This window comes from Bifidobacterium sp. UTCIF-1 (assembly GCF_006408915.1).
GTDB lineage: Bacteria > Actinomycetota > Actinomycetes > Actinomycetales > Bifidobacteriaceae > Bifidobacterium > Bifidobacterium reuteri.
In genome coordinates, this window is sequence record NZ_JFAG01000011.1 from 48563 (window position 1) to 73189 (window position 24627).

Sequence of the window (24627 nt, forward strand, 5' to 3'; positions counted from 1 at the left end):
GGTGCAGGCCTTAGCGCACCAGATCGGTGAGCTCGCCGAGGTTGAGCTCGAAACTGACCCCACGGTCCTCGAAGTGTGGCTGGTCACGGGTGCTTGCCATCGCATGGCGCACGAATTCGCCGGCGATCCGCGCGGATTCCGCCAGACCGCGGCCCGCCATCACCGCCCCGCACAGTGCGGATGCGAAGACGTCGCCGGTGCCGTGGATCATGTACGGCAGTTTGAGGTGCTTCAGCTCGATCTTGCCTGCAGCGCCGTCCGATGCCGAAGCCACATAATTGACGATACGGTCATCGCCATGGTCGATGCCCTTGAGCACCACGTTCTTGGCACCCAACTCAAGCAGCGCATCCAGCAAACCATTCACCTGATCGTCGTTCAGATCCTGGCCTTGGTAGTCGCGATGGGTGAGGATGCATGCTTCGGTGAGATTCGGCATCAGGACATCGGCGCCGGTCGCCAACGCCCCCATCGCCTCGCATAGTTCGGGCGTATACGTGGTGTACGTCCGTCCGCCGTCTCCCATCACCGGGTCGACCAGCCGCAGGGCGGCAGGGTAGTCGCTGTACAGCCTCTGGATGATCGCCACCTGCTCCGGTGAGCCAAGGAACCCCGAATACACGGCGTCGAGCTCCACATCCTCGGCCTGCCAGGCGTCGAGATATCCGGAAAGGATATCCGTGGTGTCGTGGAACGTGAACACCTGATACTTGGTGTGCGCGGAGAACAGGGCGGTGGGGACCGGGCACACGTCGCATCCGGCCGCGGAGAGGATCGGTATCGCCGCGGTCAGCGAGCATTTGCCATAGCCGCACATATCGTGTACGGCGGCAACGCGCGGGATGTACTTCGGGTCACGTTCATACAAGGTCACGTCGGTCATGGTCCAGGTCTTCCGATGATGTTGCTGCATGCGATCTCGTCCGCATTACAGCCCAGACGAAAAGTCTGATGAAGAACCGCGGACAACAGTGACGAGCGTAGTCCACGGTGATGCCGCTTCGGCGTGTCGCGGGATTGCCGGAGGGTATTTCGGCGGTGTGAAGGGTGGGTGAACGCCAAGGATTCCAACGGCTGATAAGGGTCTATAGGCAACCCCGATAACGTCTGGCTTGCGCCGCGCTATCCGCCGCGCGTACCTTCATAACCAACACCTCGCCAACCGCCGAATACGGCAGGCGGGTGGCAAGGAAAAGAACCTCGCGACCGACGACAAGGAGCACATCATGGCCGAGAACAAGAAGTACCGTTTTGAAACCCTGCAGCTGCACGTGGGCCAGGAGCAGGCCGATCCGGCCACCGACTCCCGCGCAGTGCCGATCTACGCCACCACCAGCTACGTCTTCCACAACTTCGACCACGCCGAGGCCCGCTTCGGCCTTGCAGACCCGGGCAACATCTACGGCCGTCTGACCAACTCCACCCAGGGTGTCTTCGAGGACCGCATCGCCGCCCTTGAAGGCGGCACCGCCGGCATCGCCGTCGCCTCCGGCGCGGCCGCCGTCGAGTACGCCGTGCGCAACATCACCCAGTCCGGTGACCACATCGTCTCCTCCAAGAACATCTACGGCGGCACCTTCAACCTGCTCAAGCACACCCTGCCGCGCGACGGCATCACCACCACCTTCGTCGATCCTGAGGTCCCGCAGAACTTCGAGGACGCCATCCAGGAGAACACCAAGCTCGTCTACTTCGAGACCTTCGGCAACCCGAACGCCGATTTGCCGGACTTCGAGGCCATCTCCGCCATCGCCCACAAGCATCATCTGCCGGTGATCGTAGACAACACCTTCGCCACCCCGTACCTGTTCCGTCCGCTCGAGCACGGCGCCGACGTCGTGGTCGAATCCGCCACCAAGTTCATCGGCGGCCACGGCACCACGCTGGGCGGCGTGGTCGTCGAAGGCGGCAACTTCAACTGGGCTGAGGTTCCGGGCAAGTTCCCGACCCTCACCGAGCCGGATCCGTCCTACCACGGCCTCAACTTCTACGAGGCTCTGGGCGGCGCCGCCTTCGTGACCCGCATCCGCGCCATCCTGCTGCGCGACACCGGCGCCACCCTGTCCCCGTTCGCCGCCTTCTTGCTGCTGCAGGGCACCGAGACCTTGTCCCTGCGCGTCGAGCGTCACGTCGAGAACGCGCTGAAGGTCGTCGAATACCTGCAGACCGTGCCGGAAGTCGAGTCCGTCTCCCACCCGTCCATCGAAGGTCGCCGCGACCACGAGCTGTACAAGAAGTACTTCCCGAACGGCGCCGGCTCCATCTTCACCTTCGACATCAAGGGTGGTAAGGACGCGGCCCGTGTCTTCATCGACAACCTGCACCTGTTCTCCCTGCTGGCCAACGTCGCTGACGTGAAGTCCCTCGTCATCCACCCGGCCTCCACCACGCACTCCCAGGAGACTCTGGAGGAGCTCGAGGACCAGGGCATCCACCAGGGCACCATCCGCCTGTCCATCGGCACCGAGAACATCGAGGACATCCTCGACGACCTCAAGGGTGGCTTCGAAGCCGTCCGTGCCTCCGGTCTTGCCAAGTGAGTAGGAGGTAGAGGCGATAAGGAAGCCGTCAATTCCGATTGAAGGGCATGATGCTTATGGGGTGCATCATGGATGAGCGGAATTGAAATGGGGGAGTGAAAGCCCGCGCTGAGTCATGCAGCGCGGGCTTTCCGTTTGCCGTGTGACGATGAATCCGGCGGACGGTCACTCCGACGACTGTTGTGGCAGTCAATGACAGGCAATGGGAGCAGTAACGACCGGCTGCCAGAACCCGACGGAAAAGACAGGCATAGTCCTCAAGGATGAGGATAGCGACCATGGAATTCAGTCCTGCGCACGATGTGAGGCGCATTCTCCTCTTCATACAGTGGGAATCATCATCCGGATATCACAGTTCCGGTCACAAGAAGAGGAGAGACGATCATGACTGTCGGCAATTCGCCTGTAGATTCGCAATCCATGCAGCTTCCATCCAGAGGCATAGCCATTCAAGCCGTAGACCTCGTCAAGGATTACGGCTCCGGAGCAAATGCGGTGCATGCGTTGCGCGATGTGAACGTGAGCTTCGAGCGCGGGCGCTTCACCGCCATCATGGGACCATCCGGTTCCGGCAAGTCCACGTTGATGCACACACTGGCCGGACTGGACTCCGCCACCTCGGGGCGCATTCTGTTCGGAGGCAAGGACCTGACCCGTATGAACGACAAACAGCTCACCCTGCTGCGTCGCAACAAGATCGGGTTCATCTTCCAGAGCTTCAACCTGCTGCCCATGTTCACCGCCGAGCAGAACATTCTCATGCCGCTGACCCTTGCCGGTGCCAAAGCCGACCGGGAATGGTTCAACCTGCTGGTGGAGACCCTGGGGCTTAAGCAGCGACTGAGCCACCGTCCCAATGAACTGTCCGGCGGACAGCAGCAGCGCGTGGCCATCGCAAGGGCCCTCATCACCAAGCCCAGCCTCGTCTTCGCCGACGAGCCCACCGGCAACCTCGATTCCGTCTCCAGCGCCGAAGTGCTCGGATTCCTCAAGCAGTCGGTCAATGAGCTCGACCAGACCATCGTCATGGTCACGCACGACGCCGTGGCCGCATCGTACGCCGACCGGGCCATCGTATTCGCCGATGGACGCATCGTGGCCGATGAGCCGCATCCCACCGCCGAAGCCATGAACAACCTGCTCATGGCCGAACGCGAACGGGCTACGCGCGCCGCGCTGGCGTCCGATGCACACGACCGTTTCGTAAGGGCGGATGTATTCGCCGACAGTGACGCCGAACCCTCCGCGAAGCGTCACTCAAGCCACCGCCGTGCCGCTGTGACCGCACGTCACGCCGCTTGAGAGGGGGAGTCACGAATCATGTTCGACATCACCTTGAAACTCATGCGCAAGAACGGCAGGATGCTCATTCCCGCCGGCATCGCCATCCTGATCGGCACCGCGTTCATCGCCGCCACGTTCCTGTTCTCGAACACGATGGGCGACTCGCTCGTCCACCAGCAGACCGCGCTATACGGTGGGGCGAACTATGTGGTGACGACCGACTCCGAAGCATTGAAGAACGCCACTGAAGACGAGCAGAACAAGGCGTACGCCACTACCGTCGCCGACTTCCAGCTTGACCAGTTGCGCACCATCGACGGGGTCGAGGACGTACGAGTCGATGCGACCGTGCCCAGATTGACCGTCGCCAAGGGCGACCGGCACGTCACCGGCATCGCCATCGGCACCGCGAAGAGCCTCTCGCTGCTGCCGGTCACCGTTTCGGACGGCAACCAGCCAATCGACAACGACGAGATCGCCCTGCCGAGGTCCGTCGCCGAGCAGCTCGGCGTGGGCGTGGGTGATACGGTCACGGTGAATTCCCCGGCTGCTCAGGCGGCGATCGAGGGGGATGCCGCTGTTGCTGGCGCCGCCGATGATGCTGACGCCTCTGCCGGCGGGGCCTCGACGGCTGGCGGCGCCAACAGCTCCGCAATGACGGTGCGCGTAACCGGCCTGACCGACGATCCGAACGGCGCGTACTCCTATTACGGCGGCGCGTCCGTCCTGTCGAACAACGTGCTGGCCACCATGTCCGGCGCGGCGGAATTCAACGACGTCGCCGCCAATACGCTCTACCTCGACCTCGCCGGTGCCGGAGAAGGCCGGGAAGGTGATGCCAAGGCGCAGGCCGCCGCCGAACGCGTCGCCAAGCTGATGCCGGAATACTACGTCGTCATGAGCCGCGCGGACATCGACAAGGATGCGTTGCAAAATCTCGACGCGGACGGCGGGCTCAGCATCACCACCGTGTTCCTCCTGAGCTTCGGCATTCTGGCAATGGTCGTGGCCGCGCTGGTGATCGCCAACACGTTCCAGGTGCTGGTGGCGCAACGCCGCCGTACTCTGGCGCTGCTGCGCACAATCGGCGCCCAGAAGGGGCAGCTGTACGCTTCCGTGCTGCTCGAGGCAGGTGTGCTCGGATTGGTCGCCTCACTGCTCGGCGTGGCGCTGGGTATCGGCATCATTGCCGGCCTGTGCGCTTCGGGACTCATGGGCGGCGACGAGTTGAGGGCCAGGCTGATCCTCAGCTGGCAGGCGTTCGTGGTGCCCATCGCGTTTGGCGTGGTGATGACCGTGCTCGCCTCGCTCGGCTCCGCGCGTGCCGCCACCGCCGTGACGCCGCTCGAGGCGCTGCGCCCCATCGAACTGACGGACACACGCCGGGCAGGCGTGGTACGGGCCGTCTTCTCGGGCATCCTTGTGGTTGCCGGCGTGGCACTCGCCGTGTTCGCCGCATGGCAGATGCACGAGTCGCTTGTCGGGCATGACGCGCTTATCGAGCGGTATGCGGTCGTCCTGCTCATGGCCATCGCCGGATGCGCGCTGGTCTTCTTGGGACTGGTGCTGTCCGCCGCGTTTTGGCTGCCGCTGCTCATGCGCGGCGTGGGATCGGTCGTCTCGTTGGCAGGCCCCAGCGCGAGAATCGCCAACGCGAACATCCAGAAGAACCCGCGTCGTGTGGCGGCCACCGGTGCCGCGCTGCTCATCGGCGTCACGCTTGTGTCCACCATCGCCACCGGTGCCGCCAGCGGCAAGCAGACCATGGAAGTGGCCTTGGACCAGCGCTACAGCGTGGACATGATCGCCGCCGGCAACGACATGACCGACAAGCAGGCCACGGACGCCGCCGAGGCCAAGGGCGTGGCCGCCTCCCTCTACGCGCCCACCACCGTGCGGTACGTCACTACGAAGGACGGCAAGGAGCTGTCCGTGATGCTCGTCGGAGTCAAGGACACTGCCGCGCTCGCGAAGGTGATGAAGGCCGATCTGAGCGGTGTCTCGATCGGGTCGGGCGACGTGCTGCTGCCGACGATCAACGCCATGGATGGCAAGAAGGTCGGTTTCGACAGTTCCGTCGTCTTCCGGGAGAATCCGGCCGGCGTCGAGACCGATACCGAGACCGGTGCCGCCGGCCGCAAGCCGATCACCCTCAAGCCCCAGCAGGCCGACTACCGCCGCGTCTCCTCCGACTACGGCGCGGTGGCGTTCGTCAACGCCGAGCATTTCACCGATGGCGACCTCGAAACCGCCGGCCACATGCTGCTCATGCGCGTGGATGCGGACGCTGCCGGCATCACGATGAACGACGTGCTCACCAACGTGCAGCAGGCGTTCTCGGCAGCCCCGGGTGTGAGCGTGTCCGGACCGGTGGCCGAACGTTCGATGTGGGAGACCACGATCGACAGCATGATGGCCCTGCTGGTGGGATTGATTGCCGTGGCTGTGCTTATCGCGCTCGTGGGCGTGGCGAACACGCTGTCACTCTCCGTGATCGAGCGCACCCGCGAATCCGCCACGCTGCGCGCCATCGGCATGACTCGCGGACAGCTGCGGCGCTCACTCGCGGCCGAGGCGCTGCTGCTCTCGCTCGTCTCCGGCGTGGCGGGCGTGGCGCTGGGCACACTGTTCGGCTGGCTCGGCTCCTACATGGTGTTCAGCCTGTACGCCACCGTGGCGTTGCCGTTCGACTGGGCCACCAACGGACTGGTGCTTGGTGTTGCGGCGCTTGCCGCGTTGCTCGCGAGTATCGCGCCGGCCCGTCGCGCGGTCAGTGTGCCGCCGGTGGTCGCATTGGCCGAAGCCTAGTGGCTTGGCCGCAGCGCTGACAGGTGATTTGTACAGCGGTTCATAGCTGCACGATTGGTTCCCTTTTCTGAGAGGGGCCAATACATGCAATTGAGGGGAGTACCCGTAAGGCGGGCGCTCCCCTCAATCAGCTTCGTTGGCAGCCGTTTCCAGGAAAAGTAACGAGTGGGTCCGCTACACCAAACCGTTGTCGTAGGCGAAGACCACGGCCTGGACGCGGTCTCGGGCGTGGATCTTGGACAGGATGTGCGCCACGTGTGTTTTCACCGTGGGCAAGGAGATGAACAGTCTGTCCGCGATCTCCTGATTGCTCAGTCCGTGGGCGACCTCGACGAGCACCTCGCGTTCGCGATCGGTGAGCAGGCCCAGCTCCGGGTCGGTGTAGAACGGCTGATTCGCGGTGCCTCCGGTCTTCGCATAACCGGCGCCGACGACGGCACTGGAAGGTATATCGTCTGACGATTCATGCTGTGCATACCCGTCCTGAACCATCTTCTCGATGAGCCGCTTCGTGGCGGACGGCGCGATAATCGCATTGCCTTGGAATACTGTACGAATCGAATTGAGCAGTGTCTCCGGCTCGGTATCCTTTAGCAGGAACCCCGAAGCGCCGGCGTTGATGGCCGCCATCACATACTCGTCCAAATCGAACGTGGTCAGGATGATCACCCTGATGGGCCGTTTGCCATCGCCTGAGTCGCTTGCCGAAGCGATGCGACGTGTTGCTTCGATGCCGTCCATGCCGGGCATGCGCACATCCATCAGCACCACATCCGGTTGGAGGGATTGCGTCAACTGCACGGCGTCCGTGCCGTCGGACGCCTGCCCGACCACTTCCATATCCGGCTGCGAGCCGATGACCATGGCGAATCCGGCGCGCACCAATTCCTGATCGTCCGCGATGATCACGCGAATGCTTCCGCTCTCATTCATGATTCCCACTGTATCCGGTTCGCGTCATCTTCTGCTGCACATCAACCCTGAATCATCCCTGAAAGCACCGGAGGAAACGTTGCATTCAAGGATGATTCAATGACACAAGGATGACGCAGGGATGATTCATTGTCAGTGGGATTGCAGGGCGGCAATCATGACGGTTTCCCTCGGATGCTGAAGTCTTATCGGATATCATTCATATCCGCATGCTTCGTCTGGGCCTGTTGGCGCTGCAGCAATTGGTCATCCACCGATCCGAGCGGCCGCAATTGCAACGGCGCCGGCGAGCCTGCATGCTGTTCGTCGCTGAACCCGGTCTCCCGCAGCACCGTCAACAGTTCGCGCATGTGCGCCAGCGCGGCGCGTCCTCGTGCACCTATCGCGGTGAACAGTGCGGCGATCTGCATGCCATCAGGTGCCGGCGAACTGTTGAGCGCGGCGATTCCTTCAGCAGTCTGCGCGATCACCGACTCCAATGTGGCCAATACCTCGGCCTGCATGGCGGCGCCTATGCGCTCCCGTTCCAGATTCGCGGCCAACACCTTCTGACGTTCCTGCTCCGCGCGCAACGCTTCCTCGCGCTGCTGCAGCACCAGCGCGTTCGCACCCCTCGACCGCACCCAGCGGGCGGATGCGATGCAGGCGAACCCAGCGAGCATCACCATCCCGCCAGGAGCCAATCCGCCGAACACAATGGTCCAGATTTCGGACGAATACCGGTCGGGCATGACCATTTGCGCCAACACGCGCACCGTACTGGTGCCGCTGCGCCCTGCCATCAGTTTGATGCCGTACAGCCAGGAATCGGCCACGAGTGCAACGCTCACCCAACGCCATGCCTGCTCCCGCCCGTACAGTACAGCGGAATACACGGATACCAAGGCGAACACGTTCACCGCCAAAGCGGCATTCGACATGATGGATGGCGGCAACAGCAGCTGCATGCCTGACAGAAGAGCTACCACGAGAGCGCTGGTCTCGGGGAAACGCCGGCGGAACGCCAGCGGTGCCAGCAGCACGATGGTCAGCAGTGTCGCCAGAGTGTGTTCGGCCGGGTCCCATATGCCATCGTTGGCCAGCACCTGCAGATCGTAATATGTGGATGAATGGAACAGCACTACCAGAATCACGGTGCCGAGGATGTCCATCAGCAGATAATGCCGCTGCGTCCAACGTGCCAACCTGCCGATCCAATTGAGGTCGGAGACATCGCCCTGGTCGAACGAGCGGGAGCGCAATGACGCGGCTGTCCGCTTCAGCCATTGGATGAAGCGCCGTGACCATCGAGGCAGACGGCTGTCGATGTCTCGATCAAGGGAATCTGATGCCGTGTGCCGGGTATCGGTGCCGGCAAGACGATCCGATCCATCCGCACGGGCAGGAGAGCCTGAGCCGATGGGGGAATCCTCTCCGTTGGAGGAGTCCGTGCCGATGATTCCGGTCTGCAATGGGACAACGGCGTTCAGCGCGAAGCCGCCGTTCGGCCGTGGTCCTGCGGTGACATTGCCGCCCAACGCCTCGATGCGTTCGCGCATCCCCATGAGCCCGTAGCCCGGTGCATGTCCGTCCTCGGTCGCTTGAGCGCCGCGTCCATCATCGGTGATGGCGATGGTGACATCGGTCGGGGTCCATGACTCATCGATGCGGACATGGGCGCCTGCGCCGGCGTATTTGCGGGCATTGGTCAGTCCTTCCTGCACCACGCGGAACAACGCTTCGCCTGCGTGATCGGGGAGCCGTTCCTCCTGCACCGTGCCGGAGACGGTTCGTGACACGTGCATTGAAGCATTGAATGACTTATTGAGCAGTATCGGGATATCCGCGTATCCTTGCGGCGTTTCGGCGGTGCCGAATACGTCGAACAGCCGTCGCATATCATGCTGGGCACGTGTCGCCTCGCTCCGGATGGTCGCCATGGTGGTCCTGGCGACGGTGATGTCGTTCGCACCGGCATATCGACCGCCGTCAGCCTGAACGATGATCGTGGACAGGGTGTGCGCCACCACGTCATGCATGTCGCGTGCGATGCGCGCCCGCTCGGCCAGCGCGGCGATACGGGCCTCCTCGGCCTTTCGGGCCTCAAGGGCCTCGTTCCGCTGCCTCATGGCGTCAAGCGTGGTCCGGCGAGCCCGCTGCCAGAACGCCATGATGATCACGCTGACCATGCATACGCCGATCGCCGCGGCTCCGGTGCCGCCTTCGATGGCGACAGCGGCACCGCAGCCATATCTCATGGACTGCGCTGTGGAATCGTAGCCTGGACACGCCGGAAGAAACAGTGCGTGAGGCAGCCAGCTCTCCCAATCGACCTTAAGCGACCATGGAGCGGCGGGGAACATAGGCCCCAGCATGAACGCCACACCCCACACCAGGCCGGCGAATACGGTCGTCGCGCAAGCGGCCGTCACGAACCGTATCGTATGTGCTGCCTTGCCGTACAGCAGCACCGAATACAGCATGATGGGGGCGAAGAAGTCGCTGAAGACTATTGCCGGACCGAAAACCAGGTGCGCGAAGGTCAACGCCACATACATCCAGGCGGCATATTCCGGCCAGACACGGCGTAGAATAAGCGGCACCGCCGCAGGAAGGCTCCACAGCACGGTGATCGCCGTCGTGGAATTGAACAGCAGGCCGGGGCCGGAATCTATGCTGGTTGCCATCAGCGTGATCAAAGACATCAGGCCCACAGCCAGCATGACGTCGTATACGAGTGTGTGGCCGGTCGCCCGGCCCAATCCCGGCAAGGCGTCCCACCATCTGCGCAAGCGTGTGAACCATTCCATAATCCGCAAGCGTAACGCGTCCGAAAGCCTGCCGATATCAGCCATCGGACTGATTTGTGGGCTAGAGTCGTGAGCTATGACATTGCTTTGCAAATACTATGTGCCAGGTCTCGCCATGGAGGACCATTCCATTGATGTGCCGTTGGATTGGGCGGGGAAGACTCCCGGCGAATCCTTCGACGGCGAGACGATCAAACTGTTCTACCGTGTGGTCACCACACCCGAGCATGTGCATGACGATCTGCCGCTGCTGATCTTCCTGCAGGGCGGCCCGGGAGGTGCCGGTCCTCGTCTGAACAGCCCGGCCTCTGACGGCTGGATCGAGGAGGCCACCAAGCATTTCCGCGTAATCCTGCCCGACCAGCGCGGCACCGGGCGTTCCTCGCGCGTCGATACCCATGCCATGGCGCGCATCGCCGCCGCATATGAGGGTGATGCGGCCGGTACGGCCCGCGCCCAGGCCGATTTCCTCAAGAAGTTCCTCGCCGACTCGATCGTGCGTGACTTCGAACACCTTCGCCTGACCGAATTCGACGGACGCAAATGGGTCACCATGGGGCAAAGCTATGGCGGATTCCTGACCTTGACCTATCTCTCCCTGTTCCCGGCTGGAGTGATCGCCAGCTTCACGACCGGGGGCATCCCTCATGTTCCGGCAGACGCCACTGAGGTCTACGAGCACACGTTCCCGCGCATGGCCCGCAAGACGGCACAGTTCTACGAGCGCTATCCTCAGGACAGGGAGCGTGTGGAGACGTTGGCGGACAAACTGCCGACTGTGGCGGACGTCACCGAATTCACCAACACATTGCATGATTCGGTACTCGGCTCGATGGCCGAAACCGATATCGATCACCGGCTTGGACTGATCGCAGGCATGGCCGCCCACGGCTTCCCACTGCTACCCAACGGCGACCCGCTGACCGTGGAACGGCTGCAGTGCCTGGGCTCCGATTTCGGCATGAAGCCCAGCTTCGAACGGGTGCATTGGATTCTTGACGATGTCTTCCTGACCAGCGATGGCTCCTCATGCGCCGACGCCGACCTTTCCGACGAATTCCTCGCCAAGGTGATGAACGCCACCGCATCACGTCCGCTGTACTGGCCGTTGCAGGAGTTCATCTACGCCAACGGTGAGATGGACGAGCCCATCCGCTGGGCCGCGCAGCGCGTGCGCGACCGTCACCCTGAGTTCGGCACCGAGACCCGGCCGCTGAACTTCACCGGCGAAGCGATGTTCCCATGGATGTTCGAACAGGAGTCCACATTGCGCCCATTCAAACCGGCCATGGACGTACTGATGGAGGACACGCGGTTCGGCGTCATCTACGACGAGGATCAGCTGGCGCGCAACGAGGTGCCGTTGCAGGCTGCCGTCTACTTCGACGACATGTACGTCGATTCCGGCATGCAGCTCGACACCTTGAGCCGTGTGGGCAACAGCCATTACTGGACCACCAACGAGTTCGAACACGATGGTCTGCACGGCTCCGTGGTATTCAAGCATCTATGGGACGAGGCCCTGAACAGGGGCGATCTCGAGGAACTGTTCTGACCTCTCAGCAAGGTTTTCAGTTGGCTTCAATGTGATGACTCCCGTTCATGCGAGGGGAGTCGGGAGCGGAACGAAAGGAATCTTCATGACGAATAATCTCACCATCGGTTTCATCGGATACGGCAACATGGCACAGGCCATCGCCCAAGGCATGGTGGACGCCGGTGTGGTGCGCGGCCATCAGATCGTGGCCTGCGCCGCCCATTACGACAAGCTCGAGAAGAATGCGGCGAAGCTCGGCGTCCGTCCGCTGCACAGCGCCGTCGAAGTGGCCGTGGCCGCCGATGTGGTGGTCATCGCCATCAAGCCCTACCAGATCGAATCGGTCGTCAAACCGTTGTCCCGTGAACTTGGCAAGCCAGGCAAGCTCGTCGTATCCATCGCCGCCGGCTGGGACCTGAGGAAATATCAGGATCTGTTCGCCGCCGAAGACGGCGACTCCGCGGACTCTCCGGACATCCACCTCCAGTGCACTATTCCGAATACGCCGATGGCAGTGGGCAAGGGCGTGCTGGTCACCGAATCGGCGAATACGCTGACCGATGCCGAAACCGAGACCTTCGAGCAGCTGTTCGGCCCGATCAGCCTCATCGAGCGAGTCGACTCCGCACATATGAACATCGCCATGGTGGTCGCCGGCTGCGCGCCCGCCTTCACCGACATGTACATCGAGGCCCTGGCAGATGCCGGTGTGCAGTACGGACTGCAGCGTGCCACCGCCTACCGCCTGGCCGCCAAGATGGTCGAGGGCGTGGGTGCACTGTATATGGCCACGGGGACGCATCCAGGTGCCATGAAGGACGCCGTCTGCTCGCCTGGGGGTACCACCATCCGCGGTGTCGCCCAATTGGAGAAGGACGGCTTCCGCGGTTCCGTCATCGACGCGGTCGACGCCATCGTCGGCTGAACGGGTACCATCACAGCTAAGCTAGGGAACCATGTCTCTTACTATCGGAATCGTCGGACTGCCGAACGTCGGCAAGTCCACCATGTTCAATGCCCTGACCCGCAACAATGTGCTCGCTGAGAACTACCCGTTCGCCACCATCGAGCCGAACACCGGCATCGTGCCGTTGCCGGACAAGCGTCTGCCCGTGCTCGCCAAGCTGGTCAACACCGAGAAGATCGTGCCCGCCACGGTGACCTTCGTGGATATCGCCGGCATCGTCAAGGGCGCATCCGAGGGCGAGGGCCTGGGCAACAAGTTCCTGGCCAACATCCGTGAGGCCGACGCGATCTGCGAGGTCGTGCGCGCCTTCGTGGACGATGACATCGTGCACGTCAATGGCAAGGTCGACCCGGCCGACGACATCGACACCATCAACACCGAGCTGATTCTCGCCGACCTGCAGACCATCGAGAACGCGCTGCCGAAGCTCGAGAAGGATCTGCGCGGCAAGAAGATCGAGCCGGCATACATGGACGCTGTCAAGAAGGCCAAGGAGATCCTCGAGGCCGGCGAGACGCTGGACAAGGCCGTGCGCGAGGGCCGCTTCGACAAGGACTCCGTCTACGACCTGCATCTGATGACCGCCAAGCCATTCATCTACGTGTTCAACGTGGATGATGACGAGCTGCAGAACAAGGAGCTGCAGGCCAAGCTCGCCGCGTCCGTGGCGCCCGCACCGGCCGTGTTCCTCAACGCGCAGTTCGAGGCCGACCTCACCGAGCTCGATGAGGCGGACGCCCGCGAGATGCTGGCGGATGCCGGTTTGAGCGAGTCCGGCCTCGACCAGCTGGCTCGCGTGGGCTTCGACATCCTCGGACTGCAGACCTTCCTGACCGCGGGAGTCAAGGAGGTGCGCGCCTGGCAGATCCACAAGGGTTGGACTGCCCCGCAGGCAGCCGGCGTGATCCACACCGACTTCGAGAAGGGCTTCATCAAGGCCGACATCGTCTCCTATGACGATTTCGTGGCCGCCGAAGGCTCCATGGTCAAGATCAAGGAGGAGGGCAAGCTCCGTCAGGAGGGCCGCGACTACGTGATGCAGGACGGCGACATCGTCGAGTTCAAGTTCAACGTGTCGAAATAGGGGGTGACGCCCCTGCAAAACGGCGGAATTCCAACGTTTTCCGAGGTCTCGGGGCTTGGAATTCCGCCGTTTTTCGATTATTGGAAAATGGCCGATTATGGCCCGTATCTGGCCGTTTGTGGCCAGGATAGAGTGCCAATAGAGTGCCGATGGCGTGTACCTCACTTCCTTCATTTCGGAAACCCCGGAGGCGTGGTTCCAGCCCGACCTGTCTGATACCGTAGTCCCGAATCGTCAGGATACGTCACGTGTTATCAGGGAATGGGATTGTGAAAAAGAGCCTACTGTCCATTGCGGCGGGAGCCTTCGTGCTTGGTGCCGCGGAATTCGTCATGATGGGCATTCTGCCTGAAACAGCTGCGGCCATGCATGTCTCCATTCCGACCGCAGGGCATTTCATCTCCGCTTACGCTATCGGCGTGTGCATCGGCGTCACCATGCTTGTTTTCGGCCGCAAGAGCAGTCCGAAGCATCTGGTGATCCTATTCATGGTCCTCGCCCTGATCGGCAATGCGATGAGTGCTTTGGCTCCGAACGCCACCGTCCTTGTCATCGCGCGATTCATCGCCGGCCTGCCTCACGGCGCTTTCTTCGGCACCGGCACCGTCATCGCCAAGGCGCTTGCCGACAAGGGGAAGGAAGGCAAAGCGGTGTCCGTAATGGTCACCGGCCAGACCATCGCGAATATGTTCGGCGTTCCCGCCGGTACGTTGCTTGCCGAATATCTTGATTGGCGTCTGGCCTTCTCCATTCTGGCCATCGGTGCCGGATTGACCATAGTGCTTACGCTGGCATGGATGCCCCTTATCGCCGCCGTGCCCGATGCCGGGCTTGCCGGACAATTCCGTTTTCTCGCCAAACCCGGTCCCTGGCTGGTGCTTGGCGCCGTATTCGTCGGTAATTCCGGTGTGTTCTGCTGGTGGAGCTACGTCTCTCCGTGGCTTCAGAAAACCGGCGGATACGAATCGCGGTTTGTACCGCTGCTCATGATGCTTGCCGGTTTTGGCATGGTGGTCGGCGGGCTCGCCGGCGGACATTTGGCTGATCGATGGCTTCATTCGGTGACTGCCGCAGTGGGACAGTCGATTTCCGCCGCGGGCTTGCTGATGGTGTTCCTTGTTCCAGGCAATCTTGCGACATGCGCCTTGCTTACCTTCTGGATTGCGTTTGGCTTGTTCTTCATCAACGGTCCGCAGATGCTGCTCATGGCCGATGCCGGAAAGGGAGGCGGCGAGCTCATCGGCGGTGCCGCGGTGCAGATCGGATTCAACGGAGGCAATGCCGTCGGCTCGTTGGTAGGAGGCATGGCGTTGAACGCATCGGGCATGGATTATCACATTACTGGACTTGCCGGCCTGCCATTCACTGTGGCCGCGGTGCTGCTGCTGATCGCGTTCGCTGTGCGTTTCGAGAGCAAGGAGACGCTTCGAGTCGATGCATGACTCGCCAGTAGGTGCGGAATCAGGCCGGCTCGGTCGGGAACCACACTCGGATACCGTGTGGTGTTACGAGCGGCCGTTGCATAAGACACCGTGAATATGCTGGGGATGGCGGTTTTGAAGCAATTGTCAGGTGACACTGTTTCCGGATCCATATCCCAGTTCGAACTGACATAATCGGTCCTGACCGCATAGGTCGGATAATGAATACGGCCAAAGTCAAAGCAACGGACGAATCGAGTATGAATATGGATAGTATCGACTGGACGAACATCGACCTCAGCAATCTGGACTTGTCTGCGTTGGATCGGTTGGCGCTCTGGTACGGGCAGCTTCCAGGCGCAGTGCAGACCCTGCTGACAGTGGTGGTCGGGGTGATTGTGGCCGCGGTGGTGTTCAGGATCGTAGTCAGCATCATCAAAGGCGTATTGGTCTCCATCGTCGTCGCCGTGCTGGCGTTCCTGCTGACGACGGTGCCGGGCAATATGCTGCTCAACCAGGCCTATGACCGTGTCGAGCAGCAGATCTCCACGAGCCTCAATCAGTGACTGAACCTGTGGTGACGCCGATGACTTGCGATGATCATTGAACGGGGCATGTGCCTGATATGACGCCGGCAGTGGCATAATCGGGCGTATGCGTATTGTGATTCAACGGGTCAGCCACGCCAGCGTGGACGTCGTCAACGAACTGGGTACAATCGACCCCACATTCGAGCCGCAGCAGATCGGCCCGGGATACATGATCCTGGTTGGCGTCTCCGATGCCGACGGAGACGCCGAAATCGCCTGGCTCGCCCACAAGGTGCTCAACCTGCGTGTCTTCGAGGACGAACAAGGCAAAATGAACCGTTCCCTCCAGGACATCGGCGGAGAAATCCTGTCGATCTCACAATTCACCTTGTATGGTGACGTGCATAAGGGCAATCGGCCGAGTTTCGTCAAGGCCGGCAAGCCGGAACATGCGGACCTTGTATGGATCAAATTCAACGAGGCGTTGCGTTCCGGGGGAGTGTCGGTCAGGGAAGGCCGTTTCGGCGCGCATATGCGCGTGGGGCTGGTCAACGATGGTCCGGTGACCATCGTGGTCGATACCGATACTGACATGCCGCACAAACGCGAAAGCCGGTAGAGCGCAACAATGCGCGATAAGGCGAGAACACCGACGAACAACGAGCCGGCCGATACCGCGTAATCGCAGTATCGGCCGGCTCGTTGTCTTCAGCGGTCATCCAGTCTTCGGGAGTGCGCCATATGCCGCATCAATTGGGTGTCCCAATAGCAATCGATGGACATCGCCGAATGTCTCCCTCAGCGTTCGGTTCTCGCTAGGTCCTCAATCAGTCGTAGATCGGGGTGCGGCGCTCCCGGGTGATATGGCGATGCTTGACGATGCGCTTGCCTCCCACGCCCGGCTTGCCGTCCGGCCCCCACGGGCCACGCGCTTCGGCCTTGAGCTGGGTCAGATGGTGCTTCATCGCCAGCAGCATGATGTGCGTGTCCTCAAGGCCCAGATGGCGTTCTGCGTCATCTTCGCGCAACGCGCCTTGCCGCTTGGCATAGGCGTCGAGCGTGTTGTCTCCGTCCGGATGTCCTTCGCACGGAATCGAACCCTCATCCCACAGGCGGCTCATCGGTAGTGTGTCGATGATGGTCACATGGCCGTTACGGTAGGCCTCGGCATAGCCTGCAACGTTCAGCATGAAGAAACTGTGTTCGAAGGTGGCCATGTGCGCCACGAATGGCTGCGAGGTCAGGCGCTTCAACAGGTCTGCTTGGGCTTCGGGGTCCTCGTCGAACAACGGGTATTCGTCACCCACGCGTGTGCTGACATCGATGCCGGTGAGCTGGATGATGAACGGGTTGCCATGCCGTGCGGCCTCGGGGGTCACGCCGAACGAGAAGCGATGCTGGTCATAGGCGTCGCCGCCCTGATAGTAATCCTTGTCATACGTGTAATCGACAGGCGCGTCGGCCGGGCGCGGGGACTTCATATTCATGTATTCAAAGCCCACGTCGATGATGTACGTGCGGTACGGTTCGGTGCCGTTCGTCTCCAGATCGATGCCCATGACCTTGTCCACGTCGCGGCCCGGCAGGAATACGGCACGCCAATATTCCTTCTCCTCAGCCGACTGTCGTGCGGCGACATGCTCGGCGGCTGCGTGGCGGAAACGAGCGAAGCGGGGCTCCGAGACGGCGGTCTCGGCGGCTGCGATCTGACCGACGTCGGGAACCGCTGGATTGTCGTCGTTGATGACCGGCTGCGCCTCGACGAGATAATCCGGGCTGCCGGCATCGGAACTGGAGTCGGCGGGCGCGGACTCATCCGGACCGGCTTCCACCGATCCATATTTCACCTCATCGGCGTCGAACAGGGCCATCTGGCGATGATGGCGAGCGGCGTCACGGGCCGCGCGATCCGCCTTGCGCTGCTCGGCGCGTGCGTTGACGATCTCGGCGGTGCGATCCTGGATGTCGTCCACGACCACGCCATCCTTGGCCGCCGTCAGTACCGGAACGGTCACGCGTTCGCGTTCCTCGTCAGCCACGGTCCACAGACCTTCGACGACGCCACGGTCGCGCAGCAGTACGATCTGGTCGTTCAGACGCCGATTGGCGTACGCCAGCGCGCGCGGCAGCTCGTAGGTCTTGATATGACGGCTGAAGTCGCGCATGAACACCATGCTCATCTTCGCGAGAATCGCTTCAAGCCTGTCGCGGATCTCGAGATCCGCCTTCAGCATATCGTGCACATTCGAACCGGCTCCCGGTTCCAAATCCTCAGGCTCGGCCACGCCGATGCCATGTTCCAGATCGAGCGAACGCACCCAATCCCAATCGATATCCTTGTTATCTGCATCCTTCAACATGATGTATGACCACTGGCTGATGCTCTCCTTGGCGGAGCTGAGCCACGAACGGTCGATATGTGAGTTATTCCCCATGGTTTCCTATCGTAGTGCGTTTCCGTTTCGACGTCGGTCATCATGGTTGGTGCGCAATCAAGATGAGGCTGAACGCCAAGTGAATTCTTGGGTTCAGCTCGGAGAAGAACACTGTGCTTGCCCCGCGTTTCGGCTACGGTAATGGTCAATGTGTGTTGAGAAACGAGGGACAATCGTATGAGCATGCCGCTCGATTTGTATGTGATTCGGCATGGTGAGTCCGAAGCCAATGTCATCGTCCAGGCAGGTGATCGTGGCGACAACTCGCTGTATACGCAGGACAACGTCACTGTGCCTGACCGCTCCTGGCGACTGACCGCCATAGGACGTAAGCAGGCCGATTGCATCGGGCGCTGGATCGTTGCACAGCAGCAGCTGTTCGACCGTTACATGGTTTCGCCGTATGTGCGCACGCGTGAGACCGCCGCCACCATGGCCCTTCCGAAGGCCAAGTGGGAGGAGAACCGGGTGATTCGCGAACGCTCCTGGGGTGAGATCAACACCATCACCAAGGACGAGTTCAAAACCAATTACGCCCGCAATTGGATGTTCAAGAACACCGATCCGCTGTATTGGCGTCCGCCGGCGGGTGAGTCCATCGCCGATGTGGCCGAGGACCGCGTGCACAATGTGCTCAATTCCCTGAGCCGCAAATCCGATGCGGAGTCGGTGGTCATGGTCACGCACGGCGATTTCATGCTGGCGCTGATGCTCACCATCGAGGACCTCTCCGATGAGGAGTTCCTGCGTCGCGCCGACTCGGATGATTGGAAGATCACCAACTGCACATGCCTGCATTACACGCGACGCGACCCGGAGACCGGCCGCACCTCCAAGCGCGTGCGCTGGGAGCAGACCGCCCGCCCTGTACTGGATGAGGAATCCGGCCGTTGGGAGGTCAAGGTGGAGCCCTGGCGCGAATTCAAGCGTCCGTATCTTTCGAACGGCGATTTGGTGGACGTGGTGCGCTCCGTGGACCCGCATCTGCTCGAATACTACGGCAAGTGACATCTTTTCACGGCCGCCGGTCTCCTCGGCCGCCGGTAGATGTTGACGGTCAGGCCCGGAAACGTGCGTACAAGCTGTATGTTCGCGTCTCAACGTGGACGGCGCGCACATACAGCCTGTTGGCATGGCCGAAAAGACTGTATGTTCGCGCGAGGTTCGTCGGAACGCGAACATACGGTCTGTTTCCACTGGGGAGAGGGCAGGCGGCCCGTGGCCGGCGGACCAGAGTGCGACGAAACGTGTGGGAGTCGTGAACAGGTTACAATGGCTCACGATGCGCGGATGACGGTTGTGTTGTCGCCGCGAGGGAGAACCAAAGGAGTTCATGTATGAAAAATCTGTTCACTTGGTCGCTGCATGGCGACGGCAAGACGCTCCAGCCCGGCGAGGTCGTTGAACCCGACGAACGCCTGACTTGGGTGCGTACTGCAGGCATCGGCGCCCAGCACGTCATTGCCATGTTCGGTGCCACCTTCCTGGTGCCTATCCTCACAGGCTTCGACCCGTCCACCACGCTGTTCTTCACAGCCATGTCCACGGCGTTGTTCCTGCTGATCAACAGGAACGTGCTGCCCAGCTACCTTGGCTCCTCATTCGGATTCATCGCTCCGATCACGGCTGTCACCACCGCCAATAAGGGCATCGCCGTGGCCAGTTTCGGCATCATGGTCACCGGCATCCTGCTGGCGTTGGTGGGTGTGCTGGTGCATTACGCCGGCGCCAAGTGGATCGACATCATCATGCCTCCGGTGGTCAACGGCGCGATCGTGGCCATCATCGGCTTCAACTTGGCACCATCCGTCTGGTCGAACTTCCAGAAGGCGCCGGATACCGCTGTTGTGACCTTGCTCGCCGTATTGCTGGTGGCGGTGTTGTTCAAGGGGCTGCTGGGCCGACTCAATATCCTCGTCGGCGTGCTCATCGGCTACGTGTACGCCTGCTTCCGCGGTCAGGTGGATTTCTCGGCCATTGCCGACGCCGGATGGATCGGATTCCCCAAGTTCCACTTGCCGCAGGCTGATTTCTCCATCCTGCCGATGTTCATCCCGGTGGTGCTCGTGCTGGTGGCTGAAAACGTGGGCCACGTCAAATCCGTGGCGCAGATGACCGGCCGTGATTACGACAATCAGATCGGCACCGCTTTGATGGCGGACGGCCTCGGCACCACGCTCGCCGGTTTCGGCGGCGGCTCCGGCACCACCACCTACGGTGAAAACATCGGTGTGATGGCGGCCACCAAGGTGTACTCCACTGCGGCGTATTGGTGCGCGGCCGCCTTCGCACTGATCCTGTCCCTGTGCCCGAAGTTCGGTGCCGTGATCAACACGATCCCGGCCGGCGTGCTTGGCGGCGTGACGACGTTGCTCTACGGCATGATCGGCATGATCGGCATCCGCATCTGGGTGGAGAACAAGGTCAACTTCGACAAGCCGGTCAATATCATGGTGGCCGCCATCACGATGATCATCGCCATCGGACAGTTCGCCTTCACCGTCTCCGGCATCTCGTTCAATGGCATCGCCATCGGCACCATCGTGATCCTGGTGGCATACCATGGCCTCAAGGCCATTGGCAAGGCCACCGGAACCATCGACAAGGATGATCCGGACATCCTATAGCCGCAGTCGGCCACTGTGCAGCGGGGGTTTGCCTCACAGGAGGCAGACCCCCGCTGTCTGTAAAGTAGAGGCCTTGGGCTAGGCTCGCATGGTTTGCATATTTTACGCGCTACACCAATGCGTACCTATCCATGAAAGGCCACTGTGCCCTATAACGATTTTGATGATGATGCCGATTCTGCCATGAACGGCAATGATGATGCTCGTCCGATTCCGTTCGGAGAGCTCGGCGTACCTGGGCCGATCGTCCGTGAACTCGCCTCGGAAGGCAAGAAGACGGCGTTCCCCATCCAGGCGGATACGCTTCCCGATTCCCTTGACGGTCGGGATATCCTCGGCCGTGGCCGTACCGGTTCCGGCAAGACTCTCGCATTCTCCATTCCTCTGGTGTCCCGTCTGGGCGATTATGACTCCCTTGGGGAAATCGCCATGGAGGAGTTCCGCCGTGAGATCAGACGACGCAAGCAGGAGCGCCTGGAGGAACGGCGTTCCGATGACTTCCTTCCGCATCCGCGTGGTCTGGTGCTGGCTCCCACCCGTGAACTGGCCAATCAGATCAACGACGTGATCGCGCCCCTTGCCCAGATTTATGGCATGGGCACCACCACCGTCTATGGCGGTGTGAAGTACGCCCGGCAGATTCGCGATCTGCGCCAGGGTGCGGATATTGTGGTCGCATGCCCCGGACGGCTTGAGGATCTGCTTCGGCAGAAGGCGTTGACGTTGTCCGGCGTGGAAGTCGTGGTCATCGACGAGGCCGATGAAATGGCGGATATGGGCTTCCTTCCGCCGGTCAAACGACTGCTGGAGCAGGTGCGTCCCGACGCCCAGCACATGCTGTTCTCCGCCACGCTTGATCACGGCGTGGACGAGGTGGTCAACGAGTTCCTCAAGGATCCGAAGGTGCATAGCGTGGATGACGCCACAACCGAACCGGATCTCATGACCCATCATGTGTTCGAGACCACCCGTGCCGACAAACCCGAGCTCGTGCGCACGCTTGCATCCGGTACGGGCCAGCGCATCCTGTTCACCCGCACCAAGTTCCAGACCCAGAAGCTGGCGAAGAGCCTTACCCAGAAAGGCATACCCGCAGCGCAGCTGCACGGCAACCTGAGCCAGAACCAGCGCGACCGCAACCTTGCCGCATTCGAATCCGGCGATGTGCATGTCATGGTGGCCACGGATGTTGCCGCCCGAGGCATCGATGTGTCCGGCGTGGAGCTGGTGGTGCAGGTCGAGCCGCCCGAGGATCCGAAGGCCTTCCTGCATCGCTCCGGGCGTACCGCACGAGCCGGTCGCGCCGGTGACGTCGTGACTCTGGTATTACCGGAACAGCGCCGCAAGACCCGTCGTATGCTGCGCGAGGCCGGCATAGGCGTGAAGCCGCAGGAGGTCACCCACGATTCTCCGGAAGTGATGGAGCTGGTGGGGGAGCCCGCCGAGGTGGTCATGGGCTGGGATCTGGACAAGTCGCAGCCGGCAGGCGGGCGTCGCCGCAATCAAGGCCGTAAGGAATCGCCTCGCATCAGCAAAGAGGAGCGTGAGGCTCGGGCACGCGAGCTCGAGCAGGCGCGCAATGCCGCCAAGAAGGAGCGTAGACGCCGTCGCGCCGCCGAACGGATGGCCAATGTCGCTCCCGGTGAGTTCGCGCAGACGAATGGCCGGTCCTTGTCTCAGGAGTATCACCGCTCGCAGCGTGATGACTACGAATCGCGGGATTCCAAGGAGTCACAGGGCTTCAACGTGAAGCAAGACAGCAGATCGTTCCGCTCCGGCAACCATGCCGGCGGCCATGATGTGAATCCTCGTCGGATGAACCGGGCCGAACGGCGGGCCGGCATGAGCAATCCGGAAGCCGAGCGTCGCGATTATCTGTTCGAACATCCGCAGGAGCGTCCCACTGGCCGGAACGAATCCTCGAATCGTCGCGCAGCGACAAAGAGCAGGACGGGTCGGGGCGAGCACCGTCAATACGGGGATGAACGCCGTCAGAGCAGGAACCGTCGTGAGGCGGACCGGTTCGATTCACGACATGGCGGTGTAGGCGGCAAGCGCATTCATCGCAAGGATGAGAACCGCATCATCACCGACGAGCGCGGTGAGGCGGCGAAGCGTCATGATCGTCGCATGATGGCCAAATACGGTAACGCAGACGGTCCGCGTCGTCGTCATTCCAAGCAGAACAGGTCGAAACGCGCACCCTTCCGATTGGGCGGCACCCGTTCCGGCCGTCGTTGACGAGCGGAACGCATGGCATGAACGGCTGTGGGCGTCTCCTCAAGGGGGTGCCCACAGCCGTTCATGCCATGCTATCGGTCAGCGTTATTCGCTCCGATAACGGTACAGCGTCGTCCCGTCGGCATCGACGATGGTGAACGCCGGAGCACCTTCCACGTCGAGGGAGACGGTCAATGACCGTGTACCGTCGGCGCTGGCCGACCGGTAAGTGAAGCGCTTGTTCTCCAAAGCCAATGCTTCGGTGCGCGCATCCAGCAGCCACGGGTTTCGCCTGCGCAGTGCGATGAGTGACTGATGCAGCCGGTAGATCGGCTCGCCGAGCCGTGACAGTTGGTCGGGGGAGTCGGGGAATTTCGGACGGATGTCGTCATCACCGCCAAGACGTTGTTCCTTGACACCCACATATCCTTGTTCGTCTCCGTAGTAGATGCTCGGCACACCGCCGACCGTCATCAGCACGGCCAAGGCCAGTGCCGCCTTGTGCGGGCCGATCTGTGAGGCGATGCGTGTCACATCATGATTGCCGATGAACGTCTGCGGCACGAATGAGTCCAGGAACGCGTTGTGGCGCTTGAGATTCCAGTCGAGCTCGAAGAAATTGTCCGTTTCGAGCGCGTGCTGGATGGACTTCCAAAGCTCATACTGCGTCACGGAATCCATTGAGGAGTCCTTGACGATTCGTGGATAATCGCCATGAATCACTTCACCGAAGATCCATGCATACGGATGCGCGGCCCTGACCTGCGGCAGTGTCCCCGCCCAGAAGGCGGGCGGCACCGCGTATGCCGCATCAAGACGCCATCCGGCAGCGCCGCGGTCAAGCCAATGGTTCATCACCTGCGCCACATACGCCACCGTTTCCGGCGCATCGTGATCCAGCTCAACCAGATTCCCGTGTCCCTCGAACACATCCAAGACGGGTTCTCCGTCTGCGCCCGTATGGGTGCGAACCACGCCATGCCATGCATCATCCTGTGCTCGGAGACGTCCACGGGCCTCATCCAGAGCGGCTTGCACCGCCGGATGTGTGCGCGCCACGTGATTGAATACACCGTCCAGAATCAGCTGCAATCCCATATCGCGGCATGCTTCGGCCAACCGGTCGAAGGATGCGTTGCCGCCCAATCGCACATCCACATTCATATGGTCAAGCGTGTCATAGCCATGCGAAGCCGATTCGAATATCGGTCCGAGCAGCAGTCCGGAAACCCCCAGATCTCGGACGTAGCCCAGCCAGGGGAGCAGTGCATCAAGTCCTCGGCCATGGAATTCGCGCGGCCCTGACGGCCGGATGTCCGCACCGCAGAATCCCAGCGGATACACCTGCCAGAACACGCCATAGCGCACCCAATCCGGCAGCGTGCGTCCCTCATCAGTACTGATCGTCATCATCGCCTCCCATCGACGCTGTGTCCATTCTCGCATATCGGC

At 61.6% G+C, this 24627-nt stretch carries 17 protein-coding genes; 12 read left to right on the top strand and 5 right to left on the bottom strand.

Translation table 11 applies throughout. The features are described 5' to 3' along the window. Nucleotides 1-10 precede the first annotated feature (10 nt). The gene (locus BW09_RS06220; RefSeq protein ID WP_044088486.1) at nt 11-883 is read right to left on the bottom strand and encodes a pyridoxamine kinase; all 873 of its coding nucleotides are present in this window, start codon (nt 881-883) and stop codon (nt 11-13) included. 343 nt (nt 884-1226) lie between these two features. On the opposite strand from BW09_RS06220, the gene BW09_RS06225 reads away from it, so the two are divergent. The 3 genes from BW09_RS06225 (at nt 1227) to BW09_RS06235 (ending at nt 6632) form a co-directional block, all read left to right on the top strand. After that, nucleotides 1227-2540, top strand: a complete 1314-nt coding sequence (locus tag BW09_RS06225) for an O-acetylhomoserine aminocarboxypropyltransferase/cysteine synthase family protein (protein WP_140462893.1) — start codon at nt 1227-1229, stop codon at nt 2538-2540. Between the two features lie 384 nt (nt 2541-2924). Beyond that, on the top strand, nt 2925-3842 hold the full coding sequence (locus tag BW09_RS06230) for an ABC transporter ATP-binding protein (protein ID WP_258185011.1): 918 nt from the start codon (nt 2925-2927) through the stop codon (nt 3840-3842). Between the two features lie 18 nt (nt 3843-3860). Beyond that, the gene (locus BW09_RS06235) at nt 3861-6632 is read left to right on the top strand and encodes an ABC transporter permease (RefSeq protein ID WP_140462895.1); all 2772 of its coding nucleotides are present in this window, start codon (nt 3861-3863) and stop codon (nt 6630-6632) included. Nucleotides 6633-6806: 174 nt separating this feature from the next. Here the strand turns inward: BW09_RS06235 and BW09_RS06240 are convergent, their stop codons facing one another. Together BW09_RS06240 and BW09_RS06245 are read right to left on the bottom strand one after the other, a co-directional pair. Then, complete coding sequence (locus tag BW09_RS06240) at nt 6807-7565, bottom strand: response regulator transcription factor (protein WP_044088404.1); 759 nt, start codon at nt 7563-7565, stop codon at nt 6807-6809. Nucleotides 7566-7750: 185 nt separating this feature from the next. Beyond that, entirely contained in the window at nt 7751-10354 is a 2604-nt protein-coding gene (locus tag BW09_RS06245; RefSeq protein WP_044088403.1) for a histidine kinase, read from the bottom strand. A 76-nt stretch (nt 10355-10430) separates the two neighbouring features. On the opposite strand from BW09_RS06245, the gene BW09_RS06250 reads away from it, so the two are divergent. The 6 genes from BW09_RS06250 to dtd all read left to right on the top strand — a co-directional run bounded on the left by BW09_RS06250 (nt 10431) and on the right by dtd (nt 16512). After that, a complete protein-coding gene (locus BW09_RS06250) occupies nt 10431-11909 on the top strand; it encodes an alpha/beta fold hydrolase (protein ID WP_044088402.1) in 1479 nt (492 codons plus the stop codon). A gap of 85 nt (nt 11910-11994) precedes the next feature. Further along, a complete protein-coding gene (gene proC, locus BW09_RS06255) occupies nt 11995-12816 on the top strand; it encodes a pyrroline-5-carboxylate reductase (RefSeq protein ID WP_044088399.1) in 822 nt (273 codons plus the stop codon). A gap of 31 nt (nt 12817-12847) precedes the next feature. Further along, nucleotides 12848-13942 (top strand): redox-regulated ATPase YchF, encoded by a 1095-nt coding sequence (gene ychF / locus BW09_RS06260; protein ID WP_140462897.1) that lies wholly within the window; start codon nt 12848-12850, stop codon nt 13940-13942. Nucleotides 13943-14211: 269 nt separating this feature from the next. Next, entirely contained in the window at nt 14212-15384 is a 1173-nt protein-coding gene (locus BW09_RS06265) for an MFS transporter (RefSeq protein ID WP_044088396.1), read from the top strand. A 239-nt stretch (nt 15385-15623) separates the two neighbouring features. Continuing rightward, nucleotides 15624-15929, top strand: coding sequence for a hypothetical protein (locus tag BW09_RS06270; RefSeq protein WP_052382011.1), 306 nt, complete (start codon nt 15624-15626; stop codon nt 15927-15929). Between the two features lie 88 nt (nt 15930-16017). Continuing rightward, nucleotides 16018-16512: a D-aminoacyl-tRNA deacylase gene (dtd, locus tag BW09_RS06275; RefSeq protein ID WP_044088395.1), complete on the top strand. Its 495-nt coding sequence runs from the start codon at nt 16018-16020 to the stop codon at nt 16510-16512. Nucleotides 16513-16720: 208 nt separating this feature from the next. Here the strand turns inward: dtd and BW09_RS06280 are convergent, their stop codons facing one another. Next, on the bottom strand, nt 16721-18328 hold the full coding sequence (locus BW09_RS06280; RefSeq protein ID WP_044088394.1) for a hypothetical protein: 1608 nt from the start codon (nt 18326-18328) through the stop codon (nt 16721-16723). 177 nt (nt 18329-18505) lie between these two features. Between BW09_RS06280 and BW09_RS06285 the strand changes: the two genes are divergently transcribed. The 3 genes from BW09_RS06285 to BW09_RS06295 all read left to right on the top strand — a co-directional run bounded on the left by BW09_RS06285 (nt 18506) and on the right by BW09_RS06295 (nt 23196). Then, entirely contained in the window at nt 18506-19336 is an 831-nt protein-coding gene (locus BW09_RS06285) for a histidine phosphatase family protein (protein ID WP_044088393.1), read from the top strand. A 329-nt stretch (nt 19337-19665) separates the two neighbouring features. Then, entirely contained in the window at nt 19666-20955 is a 1290-nt protein-coding gene (locus BW09_RS06290; RefSeq protein ID WP_044088392.1) for a uracil-xanthine permease family protein, read from the top strand. A gap of 144 nt (nt 20956-21099) precedes the next feature. After that, nucleotides 21100-23196, top strand: a complete 2097-nt coding sequence (locus BW09_RS06295; protein WP_044088391.1) for a DEAD/DEAH box helicase — start codon at nt 21100-21102, stop codon at nt 23194-23196. An 84-nt stretch (nt 23197-23280) separates the two neighbouring features. Here BW09_RS06295 and BW09_RS06300 read toward each other — a convergent pair whose 3' ends face one another. Next, nucleotides 23281-24585: an alpha-amylase family protein gene (locus tag BW09_RS06300; RefSeq protein ID WP_044088483.1), complete on the bottom strand. Its 1305-nt coding sequence runs from the start codon at nt 24583-24585 to the stop codon at nt 23281-23283. Nucleotides 24586-24627 lie beyond the last annotated feature (42 nt).